Below are 15,336 nucleotides of genomic sequence, written 5' to 3'. Positions count from 1 at the left end.
GGGCAGTACGCATTGGACGTGGTCGCCTCCGAGCCGCTCAGCACTCGACGACGTTGACCGCCAAGCCGCCGAGCGCGGTCTCCTTATAATGTTCGCTCATGTCCAACCCGGTCCGCCGCATCGTCTCGATCACTTGGTCCAGACTGACGCGATGCGTGCCGTCCCCGAGCATGGCCAACCGGGCGGCCTCGATCGCCTTGATCGAGCCGACCGCGTTTCGCTCGATGCACGGCACCTGCACCAGCCCTGCCACCGGATCGCAGGTGAGGCCGAGATTATGCTCCATGCCGATCTCGGCCGCGTTCTCGATCTGGCCGGGGGAGGCGCCGAGCGCCGCGGCCAGCCCCGCCGCCGCCATGGAACATGCGACGCCGACCTCGCCCTGACAGCCGACCTCCGCTCCGGAGATCGAGGCATTTTCCTTGAATAGCGAGCCGATCGCCGCCGCGGTGAGCAGGAAGGCGTCCATGCCCTGCTGCGTCGGGGCGGGAGCGAAACGCTCATAGTAGCGGAGTACGGCAGGGACGATGCCGGCGGCGCCGTTGGTGGGGGCCGTCACGACCTTGCCCCCTGCGGCATTCTCCTCGTTGACCGCGAGCGCCCACAGGTTGATCCAGTCGATCACCGCCAGCGGATCGGACAAGGCGCGCTCCTGACGCGCGATCAGCGCCTTATAGATCGCCGGCGCGCGGCGCTTCACCCGCAAGCCTCCGGGAAGTTCCGCATGTTCGGACCGGATGCCCCGATCGATGCACGCAGACATCGCGGCCCGGATGATCGCCAGGCGGACCGGGAGTTCGCCTGGAGGCAAGCCCACCGCCTCGTTCTCGGCGGTCAGCTCGGCTATGGTCTTCCCGGTAGCCGAGCAGAGGGCGAGCAGTTCCGCGCCCGAGCGGAAGAGGTGCGGCGCGTCCCAGACGCCCTCATCGGGCGAGTTGCGCCCTATGTCGTCCTGCGACAATATGGCGCCTCCTCCGACGGAGTAATAGGTGCGGTCCGCGAGTCTCTCGCCGTCCATCCCGGTGGCGACGAACGTCATGGCATTCGAGTGAAAGTCCAGGCGTTCCCGCTGCAGGAACAGAAGGTCGTGTTGCTCGTCGAATTCGATGGATTTCCGACCCGCCAGGTTAAGCCGGCGGCTAGACCTGATGCCGATAATCTCCTCCTCGGCGAGGTCGGGGTCGATCTCGGCGGGTACGTGGCCCGCCAGGCCGAGCAGGATGGCGCGATCGGTCGCATGCCCTTTGCCGGTCAGCGCCAGCGAGCCGTAAAGCCGGACCTGTACCCTGACCGCGTCGTCCGCGACCCTGCCCGCGAAATCCGCCGCGGCCGTCATCGGACCCATGGTGTGGGAACTCGACGGACCTACCCCGATCTTGAAGAGCTCGAAGACGCTGGCGACCATCGTCAGACCAGCGTCGTCGGGCTGGCTTTGCCGCCGGCGGCGGTCGTGTTCATCGAGATCGGTACTTCTTCCACCAGCCACTCCAGGCGATACGCACGGTTGTCGGTCATATCCTCGCTTCTCCCCGCCTCCGCCAGCGAAACGCGGCCGAGCCGTTCGGCCAACCCGCGAAGCGAACTGCCCACCTGTTCCGCCGATTTCTCGATGAGAACATCGACAGCACGCTGCGATACCGTAGGCTAACTGGCCTGCTTCACGCTCTCGTCGGCAGCCAGTTGTCGCGATCGGGTCGCGGCCGCCTGGACGACGCCCTCCAAGAGCCGGTCGATCCCGTTCTCGCTGTCCATCACGGCTAGGCCCGCTTCGGTCGTCCCACCCGGGCTGGTGACCTCCGCGCGCAACGCCGCCAATTGCGAGCTGCGGCTCTCCATGAGCGCCGCCGCTCCCGCGAACGTCGCCCTGGCGAGGAGCATCGCCTGCTGCGGCGAGAGTCCTTCCGCCGCTCCGGCGGCCGCGAGCGCCTCCGTGAAGCGGAAGAAGTAGGCCGGCCCGCTGCCGGAAACGGCGGTGACCGCGTCGAACTCCCGCTCCTGGTCGAGCCAGATCGACTCGCCGAGCGCGCGCAATAGAGCCTCGACCCGCGCGCGGTCGTCGGCAGTGGCTGTCTCGGATGCGTGGGCTGCGGTGATGCCGCGTCCGATGGCGGCCGCGGTGTTCGGCATCGTCCGCACCATGCGGCACTCGCTCCCCAGCAGCTCGTGCAGCTTGGCGAGCGGCACCCCAGCCATGATCGAGACGAACAGCGGCTCGCGATCGCGAAGCGGCGTCAGCATCGCCCGGAGCGTCTCGACCGCCTGCGGCTTGACCGCGAGGATCACGACGAGATCGTCGGGCAGGTCGGCCCCGGCGAGATCGCCTATCTTCTCCACTCCCTCGGGGAGTGCGGCCCAGGGATCATGCGCCAGCACGCGATGGTCGCTCGTCCAGGCTCGCGCCATGGCGCCGCCCATGCGGCCGCACCCGATGAAGAGGATGTTCACTGTCGAAGCTCCTTCTCTGAGCGAGCGCGGCCGGCGCCGAAGCGGGCCGGCGCGCTCAGGCGATCGCGCGTCGTAGGTGCGAGTAGCGCCGGCCGTAACCGGCGTAGATGATCGCGCCCGCGGCGAGGTACAGCGCCAGGATGGTCGCCGGGATCCGGTCTCCTGCGATCGCACGCCCGCCGATGTCGAGCAGGACCGGCGCCATCATCGCCAGGCAGAAGACGATCGCCAGAACCGGCACCGTGCCGATCCAGGTGCCGCCGATCCGCACGCCGCCGAGCGGCACGCGGAACGGCCGGTGGAGGTCGGGACGCGCGTTGCGAAGCCACATCACGCTCACCGCCACGACGCAGAACACGAAGGCGGTGCCGATGCTGACGAGGTCCGCCAGCAACGCGATCGGCAGGATCGCCGCCGCCGTCGCCGAGATGGCGGCGAGGATCGCGGTGCCCGCCGCCGGCGTCGCGAAGCGCGGGTGCAGGCGCGAGAAGACCGGCGGCAGCAGCCCGTCGCGCGACATTGCGAAGCAGATCCGCGACTGGCCGTAGGTGTTGACGAGGAGCACCGAGCCAAGGCCGGTCAGCGCGCCTGCCTTGACGAAGATGGCGAGGACGGGGCGGCGGATCGCGCCGACCGCGAGCGCGATCGGATCGGGCACGCCCAGTTGGCGGAACGGGACCAGCCCGGTCAGCACCGCCGCCACCGCGGCATAGATCAGAGTGCTGATGACGAGTGCGCCGAGGATGCCGACCGGGACATCTCGTTGCGGCTTGCGCGCCTCCGACGCGGCGGTGGCCACCGCTTCGAAGCCGAGATAAGCGAAGAACACCACCGACGCGCCGCGCAGCACGCCCGCCGGCCCGTAGCGGAAGCCGCCCTCCGACGGCGGCACGAACGGCGTCCAGTGGCTGGGCTCGACGTGCGGCGCCCCGAACGCGACGAACAGGATGAGGATGCCGATCTTGCACAGCACCAGCATCGTGTTGATCGCGGCCGAGTGGCGGACGCCGCGGACCAGCACCAGCGCCACGGCCACCAGTGCCAGCAGCGCGGGCAGGTTCACCGATGCATTAAGCGCGAAGCGGGTGTCGGGTCCGGCGACCGTCGCGACGAGCGTCGAGCGGGCAAGCGCATCGGGAATGTGCAGACCGAAATCGCCGAGTAGGCTGGCGAGATAGCCCGAGAAGCCCACCGCCAGCGCAGCGCCCGCCAGACCGAACTCTAGCATCAGCATCCATGCCAACGCCCACGCCCAGACCTCGCCGAGCGAAGCGTAGGCGTAGGTATAGGAGGCGCCCGATACCGGCAGCACCGACGAGAGCTCGGCATAGCACATCGCAGTCAGCCCGCACGCGAAGGCGGCGAGCACGAAGGACAGCACCACCGCCGGCCCCGCATAATTAGCGGCGGCCGTGCCCGTCATCACGTAGACGCCCGCGCCCACGATGCAGCCGACCCCGATAAGCACGAGCTGCACGGGGCCGAGCGCGCGGACGAGGCCCGCCGACGCCGCCTCCTCGCGAACCGCCTCGAGCGATTTGCGCGGGGACCAGCTCATCGAGGCGACCCGGCGGCCGTGGCCGGCGGCCATCGATCGGACCACGGTGCCGCGCGCTCGATCTCGGCGGCAAGTTCCAGCAGCAGGTCGTCGCCGCCCGGAGCGGCCGAGAGCATCGCGCCCGTCGGCAGACCGCCCGAAACGGCATGTACGGGCAGGCTGATGCTGGGCTCGCCGCTCATGTTCTGGAGAGGCGTGTAGCTCGCATAGTCGAAGAAGGCGTGGGCGAGATCGTCGAAGGCGCGGGTAGGGGCCAGCGTGCCGAGCGGCGGCGGCATCGTCCTCGTCACCGGTGAGAGGATCACGTCGTAGCCCTCGTAGAACTCGGCCGACGCCCGCGTGAACGCGGCAATCGCTGCGTAGGCGTCGGCGAGACGCTGCGGCGGGATCGTCTCGCGCCGTTGCGCGAGCCCCAGCGTCCAAGGTTCCAGCAATCCGTCCAGCGGCACGCCGGGGTTCGCGGTGGCCACGCCGTCGGTGACGTCGCCGCCGAGATAGCACCAGAGCGTCGCGAGTGCCTCGGCGAGTGCCGCGCGATCGAGTGCGGGACGGTCGGGGCGGACGTCGTGCCCGAGCTCCGCGAGCAGGGCAGCGGTACGCTCGACCACCTCCGTCACGCCCGCATCGGCGGCTCCCGCGAGGCCCTCGGGCGCGATCGCGATGCGCAGGCGCCGGCCGTCCGCCGGCCTGCAACGCGCCTCCGCCGGACGGCACCAGCGCGCCGACCAAGCGGCGTCGCGGACGCTGCGCGCGATCATCGCGTCGCTGCACAGCAGGTCGTCCAGGAGGTGAGCGGCGCGGGCGCGGACGTTCATGCCGCGGCCCGGCTTGAACCCCACGACGCCGCAATTGGACGACGGGATGCGTATGGAGCCGGCGGCATCGCTCGCGTGGGCGAGCGGCACCAGGCCCGCGGCGACGGCGACCGCAGCGCCCGTGCTCGATCCGCCGGCGCTGACGGCCGGATCCCAAGGGTTCAGCGTCGTACCGCACTGAAGCCCTTCGCAGCTGACTAGCAGGCCGGTCTCCGGCATGGTCGACATGCCGACGGGCACGAGCCCGGCCTCGTCGAACCGGTGCGCTATGGGATAGGCGCGATCGGCGACGACCCCGGCCTTCGCGCGCGAGCAGGAGGTCTGCGGGAAGCCGGGATAGGCGAGCGAAGCCTTGAGGAGGTAAGGTACGGCGGCCATCGGCGTGGTGCGATCGACCGCCGACACCGCGCGCCGAGCATGGTCGAAGGCGGTGCTGGAAAGCGAGTTCAGTGAGCCGTCGGCATCCTCGATGCGCATGATCGCCGCCTCGACCAGCGCACCGGGAGGAAGCTCGCCCGAGCGGACGCGCTCCGCCTGCGCGTGTGCGTCCAGCCGTCCGATGGCCCAGGCTTCCGCGATCGTCATCGACACCGGTTTACTCTCCCCGAATCCCGAATGCGGCGCGAGCGTCCGCCCACCACAGGTGGACGAGGTCGGCCGCCGGCGCCACCCTCGCGAGCGATGCGCCCTGTCCGGCCCACATCTGCATCACGCGAGCATCGCCGCGCTCCGCCGCCGCCCGCCGCATCGGCGCCGTGAGGCCGCGCTGGACGGGGTAGGGCAGGGCAGCCGGCGCGCCACGAACATAATCATTGCCGATCGCCCGTGCCGCACGTCCCGAATAGGCGCGGGTGACGACGGTGGCGTCCGGCGCCGTCGCCGGGATCGCAGCGCGCCAGGTCGGGTGGGTATCGGCCTCGTCCGCCAGCAGCAGCGCGGTGCCGATCTGCACCGCGCTGGCGCCGAGCGCGAGTGCGGCGGCGATGCCCCGGCCGTCGGCGATTGCCCCCGCGGCGATCACCGGGATCCTCACTGCGTCAGCCACCTGCGGGACGAGCGCGATCAGGCCGATGCCACCTTCGCCCGGTGCGTCCGGATCGAGCTCGCCGCGGTGGCCGCCAGCCTCGTACCCTTGCGCGATGACCGCGTCGGCGCCGGCCGCCTCGGCCGCGCGCGCCTCCGCCGGCGTGGACACGGTCGCGAACCAGGCGATGCCCGCGGTGCGGAGTTCGGCCGCGAAGTTGGCGGGGAACAGACCCATGACGGAGGAGACTGCCGTCGGCCGCGCCGCGATCAATGCGGCGCATTGCTCTTGGAAATTGGGCGGCGCGGCGGCATCGGTCGCCTCCTCGGTCGCCTGCGGCCCCCAGGCGGCGAGAGCTGCGCGCGCGCTCTGCTCCGCCGCTCGGTCGCGCGGTGGCGGCGCGGCGCGCGGCACCCACAGGTTGGCCTGCACCGGCCCGCCGCTTGCCTGGCGGAAGGCCGCGAACCAGCGCCCGATGCGGGCACCATCGTCCAACAGTGCGCCGTAGCCGCCCATGCCGCCGCCCCGTGCCACGGCCGCGGCCAACGCGGGCGGGCTGCTGCCTGCCATCGGCGCCGCCAGCACCGGCGCGGCCACCCCATAGGCTTCGCAGAAGCGGACGGCGCGATCGAGCGGAGCCGCGCTCATAGGTATCGGTCGAACCAGTCGAGGACGCGGCGCTGCACGTCTTCCTGGTGCGCGGCTTCGTGGAACCAGTGCGGCTCGCGGGGGTAGCGGACCATCACCGCCGGCTTGCCGAGCATCCGGAGACCCCGGTAGAATTCGAGGCCGAGCGTCGCCGGCACGCGCGTGTCCGCCTCGCCGTCGAGGACGAGCACGGGCGCCTGGACCGCCGATACCGACAACGCCGGTGAGGCACGCCGGTAATCGGCAAGATGACCTTCCAAGTCCCCGAAATAGCCGAGCGGGAAGTCCGGCGTGTCGGTGACCCGCGCCATCGCCACCATGTCGGTCGGCCCGGCGCCGACTACCGCCGCCTTGAAGCGCCGGTCGTGCGTCACCGCCCAAGCCGCGAGATAGCCGCCATAGCTCCAGCCGCCGATGCCGATCCGGTCCGGATCGGCGATCTTGTCGCGCACCAGCATGTCGACGCCGTCAACGACGTCCTGGAAGTCCATCCCGCCCCAGTCGCCGCCGACCGCGCGCGCGAACGCGGTGCCCTGTCCGTCCGAGCCGCGAGGATTGGGCAGCAGCACGGCATAGCCGTGCGTGGCGAGGAGCTGTGCCCATTCGTGCCAGCTTCCCTGCCAGCCCGACCACCACGCCCACTCGGGGCCGCCATGGCCTTGCACCACGAGCTTGACGGGTGTGCCCGCCACGAGGCCCGGCGGCGTCACGAGAACACCGTACACGATGTGGCCATCGCGGCTGTTGCGCCAGCTCACCTCCCGCACGTCGCCGAGCCGCCAGCGTACGACCTGCGGGTTCACCTCCGTGACGAGCCGGGTGCGCCCGCCTGCCATCGACCAGACCCCGGCCGGGACGGAGGGGGCGTTCGCGGCGATGGCGAACCGTTTTCCGTCCTTGCTGGCGGTGAAGTCGGCCGCCTCGCCATCAAAACCCGCCAGCGGCGAGACCGCGCCGGAGCGGCGATCGATCCGCACCAGCTTGGATCGCGTCCGCTCGAAGGACAGCGCCAGCACGGAGTGGCCGTCCGGCGCCCAGCGCAGTTGCGTGAGCAGGCCGGGATGATCGTCGCCCAGCCGCTCGACGCGCCGCGAAGCCACATCGATCACGCGCGGCGCCAGTCCGATGAAGCCGGGCGACAGGATCTCGTCGACGAGAAGCGCGCGTCCGTCGGGAGACCAGCGTGGCCCTTCCGCGACATGGTCGTAGATCGTCGGGCCGACCGCCCCCGTCGCCGCGTCGATTATCACCGCGCGCGAGTGGTAGAAGGCATCGTTGATGCTGGTGCTGCCCGTCACGCGCAGCGCGAGCGTCCGGCCGTCGGGCGACCAGTCGATCGCCTCGACGTTCAGGTCCGCGGGGGACAGGCGGTGCGCCGAGTGGGCGCGCAGGTCGAGCAGCCACAGCCGGGTCATGTGCCGGCTCTCGTCGACCACGGTCCAGTCGCGCTTCGCGGCCTTCGCCGCCTTCTCCTCGGGCGTATCGGGATCGGCGCTGAGAAAGGCGATCCGCGTGCCGTCCGGCGACCAGGCGATCTCGCTGACGTCGCCGGGAAGCGCCGTCAGCGGAACGGCCTCGCCACCCGTCACCGGCATCAGCCAGAGCTGGCGCGACGGCTCGCCGCTCGTCGCAGGCGAGGCCGGCGGCGGCGCAGGTTCGGCCGGCCGGCCGGGCGTCGAGGCGATGTCGACCTTGAAGTCGAAGCCGGTATCACGCCCGCCCGTGAGCGGGTTCTTGCGATTGGAAAGGAAGGCGACCCGCTTGCCATCGGGCGACCAGCGGGGCCCGCCGTCGGCACCGGCGCTGATGATGAAGGGTCGCGCGGCCGCCGAGCCGTCGGCGGGCACCGACCAGATCGTCGAGTGCTCGGGCGAGAAGGTCGACATCTGTGCCTGGACGGTGAACAGGATGGTGCGGCCGTCGGGCGAGATCTCCACCTCGCGTACGTCCTTCAGCGACATGATGTCGGCGGGCGTGATCGGCCCACCGCGATCAACGTCCGGCGCCGGGGCCGCCGCGATCAGCGCGGCGGCGATCAGCGGGAGCAGGCGTGCTCTCACAGCGTCCAGTCAATCCTGAGGCCGTAGGTGCGCGGCCGGATGATCGAGTAGGCGGGCGCGGTCTGCGCCGTGAAGGGCGCGTTCAGGATGCCATATTTGTTGAACATGTTGTTCACGAAACCGAGCAGGCGGAAATGTTCTCGCACAGTCACGCCGGCGCGTGCATCGAAGACGTTGAAGCCGCCGCGCGTGTTGGGGTTGCCGAAGGCGACGGGTGCGGTCGACAGGTAGCGGTGCGCGAGTTCGACCGACGGCTTGCCGGAGACCCCGGGTAGTTCGTACTCGACGTTGTTGGCGACCGACCAGTTGGACGATCCCGGCAGCGTCGTGCCAGCAGGATAGCCCGGCCCGTAATTGTCGGGCAGGGGCTTCGTCAGGTGCGCATCCTGATAGGTCATGTTCGAGCTGATGGTGAGGTTGCGCAGCGGCCGCACCGTCAACGCCACCTCGACGCCCGCGACATTGGCGTCGGCGGCGTTCAGTACGTAGGAGTAGAAGCTTGGCGCCGGCCCGAACTCGCGCGCCTGGATATTCTTCCAGTCCATGTTGAAGACCGTGGCATCGACCGTGACCCGGTTGTCTGGCGTGCTCGCCTTCACTCCGAACTCGTAATTGTAGACCTTGTCGCTGCCATAGGCGGTCGGAATGGCGGGAAGCAGGCCCGCGTTGGGGTTGATCCCGCCGACGCGATAGCCTTGCGAGTAGGTGAAGTAGGCGAGGAGGTGCGAGTTAGGCTTGACCGACAGCGTCGCCTTCGGCGTGAAGCCGTGTTCCTTCTGATCGACGCTGCCTGCGAGGTCGACGGGGCTGCCGCTGACGAAGCCGGCACCGTTGACGACGTCGCCCTTGGCTTCGGTACGGAAGTAGCGGCCGCCGCCGGTGATCTCGATTCCCGGCATCAGGCGCAACGTCGCCTCGCCGAACACGCCGAAGTCGGTGTTACGGGTGCTGGTGAAGTAGGAGTAGACGCGGTCGCCCGGCGCAAGAACGGAGGCAGGGTACGGAAATACGCCCGGCTCGGCGTTATTGATAAAGGCCTCCGCGCCGGGATCGTAGAGCTGGTCCAAGCTGACTTGGCGCGATCTCAGATAGCTTGTGCCGATCAGCCAACGGAACGGACCCCCCGTGTCGGCGGAGGCGAGGCGAGCCTCGATCGTCTTGATGTTCGCGTGTGCGCGGGTCTTGTCGAACGGCACGTCCGGACCGCCGAAGGTGCTGGTGACGTAGCCGTAGGGGTCGGCGAAGGTCGTCCGGTTGCGCTTGTGATCGATCGAGCCCAGCACGGTCAGCGTCGCGAAATCCTGGAATGTCTGGTCGAGCCGAAGACTGTTCAGGAAGAAGCGCGTCTGCTGCGGCTCGCGAATGCCGGTGCTGCGGACATAGGTGCCGCCCGTCGTGATGTAGGTCTCGTCGTCGAGCTTGGTGTCCTGGTAGGTGCCGAGATAAGTGATCTTGGTGTCGTTCGTTGGCGTGAACACCACCGAGCCGCGGATGCCCCGGGTGCGGAAGTCGTTGGTGGCCTGCTTGGCCGGCGTCAGCCCTACATTGTCGATATAGCCGGCATCGAACCGCTGGAGCGCCATCACCCGCACCGCCAGCTTGTCCGCAACGATGGGGATGTTGACCATCGCCTTTCCGGCGTAGTTGAGTTGGCCGTTCGCGTTGTGCGTGGAGCCGATCAGGCCCTCGGCGGCTAGGTCGAACCGGGTGGGATCCGCGGTCTTGGCGATGTAGTTGACGAGACCGCCGAGCGTCGACGACCCGAACAGCGTGCCCTGCGGCCCGCGCAGCACCTCGACACGATCGATGTCGAACGTGTCGATGTCCGGGATACCGAGCGGGAAGCCCGGTTCCACGATCTGTACGTCGTTCAGATAGTAGCCGACCGTGGTCTGGCCCTGCTCGTGGTAGGTCGTGGCGGAGATGCCGCGGATCACGACTTCGGAGACGCCAGGTTGGTAATCGTTGAATACGACGCCTGGCAGACGGTTGATGTAGTCCGACAGGCTGTTGGCATTGGCGCGCTGCAGCTGGTCGCCGGTCACGGCGCTGATCGCCAGCGGCACCTGGTCGATCCGCTCGCGGCGCTTCGTCGCGGTGACGATGATCTCGTTTGACTGGGCGGTCACCGCCGGCGCCGGTGCGGACGCATCGTTGCGACTGTCTCCTGGCGCGGACGGCGTCACCATATTCTGCGCGCCCGCCGGAACCGCCGCGAGTGCGAGCACCGAGCAACCAGCAAGAATCTGTGCTGTCCTCACCATGTCCTCCCCCCTGATCGCTCGAACGAGCCGAGGTCCGTGACGAGATCGTCCGGAGCTGCTCTTGACTGTCGAAGCCGCTAGACTGTCATGAAGGCGTCTCGTGGAAACATCCAAGCTGGGTTCATCGACGGGTCCAGCTTGGATCAGGCGGTCGCCTCGGCCAATAGGGCGAGCGCGCTTCGCGCCTCGTCCTCCGCGAGGCTGCCGAACCCGAGGCGCAACCCGCTCGCGGCATCCTTCCGGGCCGCGAACGATCGCGAGGGCGCTAGGCGAAGGCCGAGGGCGGCAGCCCTCTCCTCGGTGCGGTCCAGCACATGCTGGTCGCGGAATCGTAGCCATACGGCGAGGCCGCCGTCCGGCATGTCGAACGACGCGACGTCGCCGAGCGAGGCGTCGAGCGTCGCGGCGAACGCCTCGCGCCTGCGAGCGTAGATCTGCGTCGCCCGCTTCGCATGCCGGCGAAGCTCGCCATTGCCGACGATCTCGGCGACGGCATCCTCCATCAGCGTGTTTCCCAATCCGTCGATGAGCGACACCCAGCTTGCGGCCACCTGTATGAACGCGCTCGGCGCCGCCAGGTAGCCGATGCGCAGCGCGGGCAGCAGCAGCTTGGACAGGGAGCCGACGTAGATCACCTGTTCCGGCGCGTAGCTCGCCATCGGCAGCAGCGGTCTCGATCCGAAATGGAATTCGTGGTCGTAATCGTCCTCGATCACCGCGAAGCCGTGCCTGCGCGAGAGTTCGATCACGCCGAGCCGCCGCTCGGGCCGCAGCGACACGGTGGTCGGAAACTGGTGGTGCGGCGTCAGGAAGACGGCGCGGACGCGATGCTCGCGGCATATCTCCTCCAGGGCCGCCACGTCGATCCCGTCCCGATCCAGCGGGACGGTCAGGATCCGCGCTCCATGCGCCGAGAAGGCCGCGACCGCAGGCTCGTACGTCAGCTCCTCCACGACGACCACGTCGTCCCGCGAGACGAGCGCGCGCGCCGCGAGATAGATGCCGTTCTGGCTTCCTCGCGTCACGCAGATGTTGTCGGCGGTGACCGGTAGGCCGCGTTCGGTCTTGAGCATCGCCGCGATCTGTTCGCGCAACATCGGCGAGCCGCGCGGATCACGGTACAGCAGGCGGTTCTCGCGAAAAGCCCGTCGTGTCGCGTCCCGCTGCGCGCGCGTCAGGGCGTCGAGCGGAAACAGCCTGCCATCGGGTGAGCCTTCGTCCAGAACCGCCGAGGGGCTGGCCAGGCGCGCGGGTGCGTGGCGCGGTGGTGGGCTGTAGGCATATGCGACCCGCGCCGTGCCGGCATCGTCGGCCTCTGGAGCGCGGAGGTGGGGATCGGGCGCGCGGATCGTACGGGCCACCATCGTGCCGCGCGTTCCGCTCGTCTCCAGCCAGCCCTGCGCGACGAGATCTTCGAACGTCAGCACCACCGTCTTGCGGTTTACGCCGAGCGCCTCGGCGAGATCGCGGGAGCTTGGCAGATACTCGCCCCGGCCGAGCCCACCCGACTCGATCTCGCGCACGATCGCCTGTGCGATCTGGCGGTAGAGCGGTACTTGGCTGGAAGGATCGATGCGCTGACGAAGGGCTACCTTCCAGGGTCTGCGCATCGAGCCGGTGATTTCTTGAGATTGGAACCGCTCGCGACGCTATAGGGTGGGACCAGTTGGCGCAATAAGTTGGACCGCTGATCCAATGGATCTTGGAGGTCGTCACGCGGTCGCCTCGCGCGCAGGATCGGCCCAGAGCAGGTTGTCGAGGAAGCACGCCGTGCAGAAGCCGTCAGTAGAGGAGCGCGTCGCCGCCTCTCCGTTCGAGCGTTACCGAGATCAGGATGTTCTCGACCTGATCGACAGCTTCCCGCTTGCCTGGGTCGTGCCGGTCTCGGGCGAGGCGCCTGGAGCTCTGCTCCCCCTGCTGGCGGAGACCGGTGGCGACGGGAAGCTGGCGAGCGTCTTCGGGCACATGGCCCGGCACAATCCGCTCGTCTCCGCCCTGCAGGCCGATCCTCGGGTGTCGATCCTCTTCACCGGACCGCAAGGCTATGTGTCCACCACGATGGTCACCGAAGCCACCTGGGCGCCGACCTGGAACTACGCGCAGGTGCAGATGTCGGCCGTGCTGGAGTTCGTGCCCGAAGAGACGGGAAGGTCGATCGAGGCGCTGACCGGGAAGATGGAAGGCGCGATCGGAAGCGACTGGCGCCCGGCTATGGTGGGCGGGCGCTACGCCGCGATGGAGCGTGCGATCATCGCCTTTCGCGCGACCGTCACGACGATGTCCGCTCGCTTCAAGCTCGGCCAGGATGAGTCGGACGTTCGCTTCGCCGAGATCACGTCCGCGATGCGGGATGATGCGCTCGTCGCTTGGATGCGGAGGTTCCGCGAGAGAGCCTGATCGTCCTTCCAGGCGGGCAAAACGGGGTCGCTCGAAGGCGTTTCGCCCATGCGTTTTCTGTTCCGTCTACACCGACGCCGGCCCTGCTTCCGCGAACCGCACCGAGACGCGTAGGCCCGGCCTCGCATCGTCGATCGAGAGCGTGGCGCCGTGGAGTTGGACGATCGCGCTGACCACGGCGAGACCGAGACCGGCGCTGCCGCTGCTGCGGCTGGGCTCGAGCTGGTAGAAGCGACGCGTGATCCGCGAGCGTTCGGCCTCGGGCACACCGGGACCATCGTCGCTGACGCTGGCGACGACGCCGCTGGCGCCTCGCTCCATCGTGATCGCCACCCGCGTTCCCGCAGGCGTGTGCAGGATCGCGTTCTCGATGAGGTTGGCGAAGAGCTGCGCGAGCAGATCGCCGTCCCCGATCACCATCATCTCCCCGCCGACCGGCGCGACCAGACTGTGCCCGGCATCGGCCGCGACCGGCTCGTAGGTGTCGACGAGGCCGCAGAGGAGCGCGCCGAGATCGATCGGCATCAAGGGCGTGCGGCGGCCGCCACCCTCTATCTGCGCCAGGCGTAGCATGGCCCGGAAGGTCGCGAGGAGCTGGTCGGTCTGCGCGATGGCCGCGTCGATCCCGGCCGAGGCCTGCTCGTCCGCCGATGCCTCGCGCGCTGCTTCCAGCTGCTGGCGAAGCCGGGTCAGCGGCGTGCGCAGGTCATGCGCGACATCGGTGGAGACCTGACGGAGCCCGTCCATGAGTCCGCCGATCCGGTCGAGCATCCGGTTGAGGTTGCGCGAGAGGTCGTCGAGTTCGGGAGCAAGACCGATCGCGGGGAGCCGCTGGTCCAGCCGGCCGGTCATCACGCGCTCGACCGCCGCGTTCACGGCGGCCAAGCGCGTCAAAAAGAGCCGCCCGGTCCACCAGCCCGCGGCGAGCGCCGCCAGCGTGATCGCGGTCGCCCAGATGATGGTGAAGCTCATCATGTGGCCGCCGAGCCGGACGACGTCGAAGCCGTCGGTGGCGACGAGGAGAAGCGATCCGTCGTCCAGCCGCGTGCCGAGCGTCACGAGCCGTTCGGGATGCTCGGGATCGTCCGGCGCCGGACGGCGCTCGCGCATGACAACCGAACCCCATCCGGGGTGCGCGGCGGCAGTCGGGATCGTACCGATGAGCTTGCGCCCCTGCGGATCGAGCAGCAGGTAGGTGAAGTTGCCATCCGGCGTCGCCCGCATCCGGCGCTCGATCCCGCGTGCGAGCATGCTGCGGTCCTCCGCCGCCAGCACGGCGGTCTCGGTCGCGAGCGAGCCGCGCGTGGCCTCGCGCGCGTAGCGGCCGACCTGGTGGCGGACCATGCCGAGAAGTAGCAGCGCGGCGACTGCGAACACGCTTGCGAACGCCAGCGCGAACCGGAACGCGGCGCTCCGGAGCGGGCTGTCCTTAGTCACCGAACCGGTAGCCGGCGCCCCGAACCGTCTGGATAAGCTCCTTTCCGAACCCCCGGTCCACCTTGCCCCGCAGGCGGCTCATATGGCTCTCGATGACGTTGGTTTTCGGATCGAAGTGGAAGGACCAGACATTCTCGAGCAGCATCGCCCGCGTCACCACCTCGCCTGAATGCTGCATCATGTAGTCGAGCAACTTGAATTCCTGCGCCTGAAGCTCGATCCGCTTGCCGGCACGGGTGACGATACGCTTCACGCGATCGATCGTGAGATCGTCCACGGTGATGACGACCGCAGTGCCCGAGATCGGCGGCCGCCGCGACAGTGCATTCACGCGCGCGATCAGCTCGGCGGCGGCGAAGGGTTTCACCAGATAGTCGTCGGCGCCGGCCTCCAGGCCCTCGACGCGATCGTCGATGCCGTCCATCGCCGTGAGCAGCAGCGCCGGCGCGCGCACGCCAGCCGCGCGCAAGGCTTTGAGCACCGACAACCCATCTATGCCGGGCACCATGCGATCCAGGATCAGCACGCCATATTCGCCGTGCGTACCGAGGAAGATGGCATCCGTTCCGTTGGCGCATGGTTCGACCACGTGACCCGCCGCGGTGAGGTGACGCGCCGTCTGCTCGCGCGTTGCCTCGTCGTCTTCAAGCAGCAGCAGCTTCATGGTCGAGCTCGGTTCGGACCGGAA

At 69.1% G+C, this 15,336-nt stretch carries 12 protein-coding genes; 1 reads left to right on the top strand and 11 read right to left on the bottom strand.

Annotated features, from left to right (window positions below; translation table 11 throughout):
• Positions 1-37 precede the first annotated feature (37 nt).
• The 9 genes from ACOFKX_RS05800 to ACOFKX_RS05760 all read right to left on the bottom strand — a co-directional run bounded on the left by ACOFKX_RS05800 (position 38) and on the right by ACOFKX_RS05760 (position 12,424).
• Positions 38-1,405 (bottom strand): L-serine ammonia-lyase, encoded by a 1,368-nt coding sequence (locus tag ACOFKX_RS05800; RefSeq protein WP_419826115.1) that lies wholly within the window; start codon positions 1,403-1,405, stop codon positions 38-40.
• Positions 1,406-1,407: 2 nt separating this feature from the next.
• Positions 1,408-1,590 carry a hypothetical protein gene (locus tag ACOFKX_RS05795; RefSeq protein ID WP_419826114.1) on the bottom strand — a complete coding sequence of 61 codons (183 nt, stop codon included), beginning with the start codon at positions 1,588-1,590 and terminating at the stop codon, positions 1,408-1,410.
• Between the two features lie 54 nt (positions 1,591-1,644).
• Positions 1,645-2,445, bottom strand: a complete 801-nt coding sequence (gene proC / locus ACOFKX_RS05790; RefSeq protein ID WP_419826113.1) for a pyrroline-5-carboxylate reductase — start codon at positions 2,443-2,445, stop codon at positions 1,645-1,647.
• Between the two features lie 55 nt (positions 2,446-2,500).
• Positions 2,501-4,036, bottom strand: a complete 1,536-nt coding sequence (locus ACOFKX_RS05785; protein ID WP_419826112.1) for an amino acid permease — start codon at positions 4,034-4,036, stop codon at positions 2,501-2,503.
• Positions 4,000-5,403 carry an amidase family protein gene (locus ACOFKX_RS05780; protein WP_419827354.1) on the bottom strand — a complete coding sequence of 468 codons (1,404 nt, stop codon included), beginning with the start codon at positions 5,401-5,403 and terminating at the stop codon, positions 4,000-4,002. The genes ACOFKX_RS05785 and ACOFKX_RS05780 overlap by 37 nt, the downstream gene beginning before the upstream one ends.
• Before the next feature lie 10 nt (positions 5,404-5,413).
• Positions 5,414-6,490, bottom strand: coding sequence for an NAD(P)H-dependent flavin oxidoreductase (locus ACOFKX_RS05775; protein WP_419826111.1), 1,077 nt, complete (start codon positions 6,488-6,490; stop codon positions 5,414-5,416).
• On the bottom strand, positions 6,487-8,550 hold the full coding sequence (locus ACOFKX_RS05770; RefSeq protein WP_419826110.1) for an alpha/beta fold hydrolase: 2,064 nt from the start codon (positions 8,548-8,550) through the stop codon (positions 6,487-6,489). The genes ACOFKX_RS05775 and ACOFKX_RS05770 overlap by 4 nt, the downstream gene beginning before the upstream one ends.
• Positions 8,547-10,814 carry a TonB-dependent receptor gene (locus ACOFKX_RS05765; protein WP_419826109.1) on the bottom strand — a complete coding sequence of 756 codons (2,268 nt, stop codon included), beginning with the start codon at positions 10,812-10,814 and terminating at the stop codon, positions 8,547-8,549. The genes ACOFKX_RS05770 and ACOFKX_RS05765 overlap by 4 nt, the downstream gene beginning before the upstream one ends.
• 143 nt (positions 10,815-10,957) lie before the next feature.
• Positions 10,958-12,424 carry a PLP-dependent aminotransferase family protein gene (locus tag ACOFKX_RS05760; RefSeq protein WP_419826108.1) on the bottom strand — a complete coding sequence of 489 codons (1,467 nt, stop codon included), beginning with the start codon at positions 12,422-12,424 and terminating at the stop codon, positions 10,958-10,960.
• Positions 12,425-12,584: 160 nt separating this feature from the next.
• Between ACOFKX_RS05760 and ACOFKX_RS05755 the strand changes: the two genes are divergently transcribed.
• Positions 12,585-13,211 (top strand): FMN-binding negative transcriptional regulator, encoded by a 627-nt coding sequence (locus ACOFKX_RS05755; RefSeq protein ID WP_419826107.1) that lies wholly within the window; start codon positions 12,585-12,587, stop codon positions 13,209-13,211.
• Between the two features lie 66 nt (positions 13,212-13,277).
• Here ACOFKX_RS05755 and ACOFKX_RS05750 read toward each other — a convergent pair whose 3' ends face one another.
• Together ACOFKX_RS05750 and ACOFKX_RS05745 are read right to left on the bottom strand one after the other, a co-directional pair.
• On the bottom strand, positions 13,278-14,648 hold the full coding sequence (locus ACOFKX_RS05750; protein WP_419826106.1) for a sensor histidine kinase: 1,371 nt from the start codon (positions 14,646-14,648) through the stop codon (positions 13,278-13,280).
• Positions 14,641-15,312 (bottom strand): winged helix-turn-helix domain-containing protein, encoded by a 672-nt coding sequence (locus ACOFKX_RS05745; RefSeq protein ID WP_419826105.1) that lies wholly within the window; start codon positions 15,310-15,312, stop codon positions 14,641-14,643. The genes ACOFKX_RS05750 and ACOFKX_RS05745 overlap by 8 nt, the downstream gene beginning before the upstream one ends.
• Between the last annotated feature and the right edge of the window lie 24 nt (positions 15,313-15,336).

Source organism: Sphingomonas sp., assembly GCF_965200105.1.
Taxonomy (GTDB): domain Bacteria; phylum Pseudomonadota; class Alphaproteobacteria; order Sphingomonadales; family Sphingomonadaceae; genus Solisphingomonas.
The sequence above is the reverse complement of the archived record's forward strand: the minus strand, read 5'-3'. Positions and strand labels throughout refer to the sequence as shown.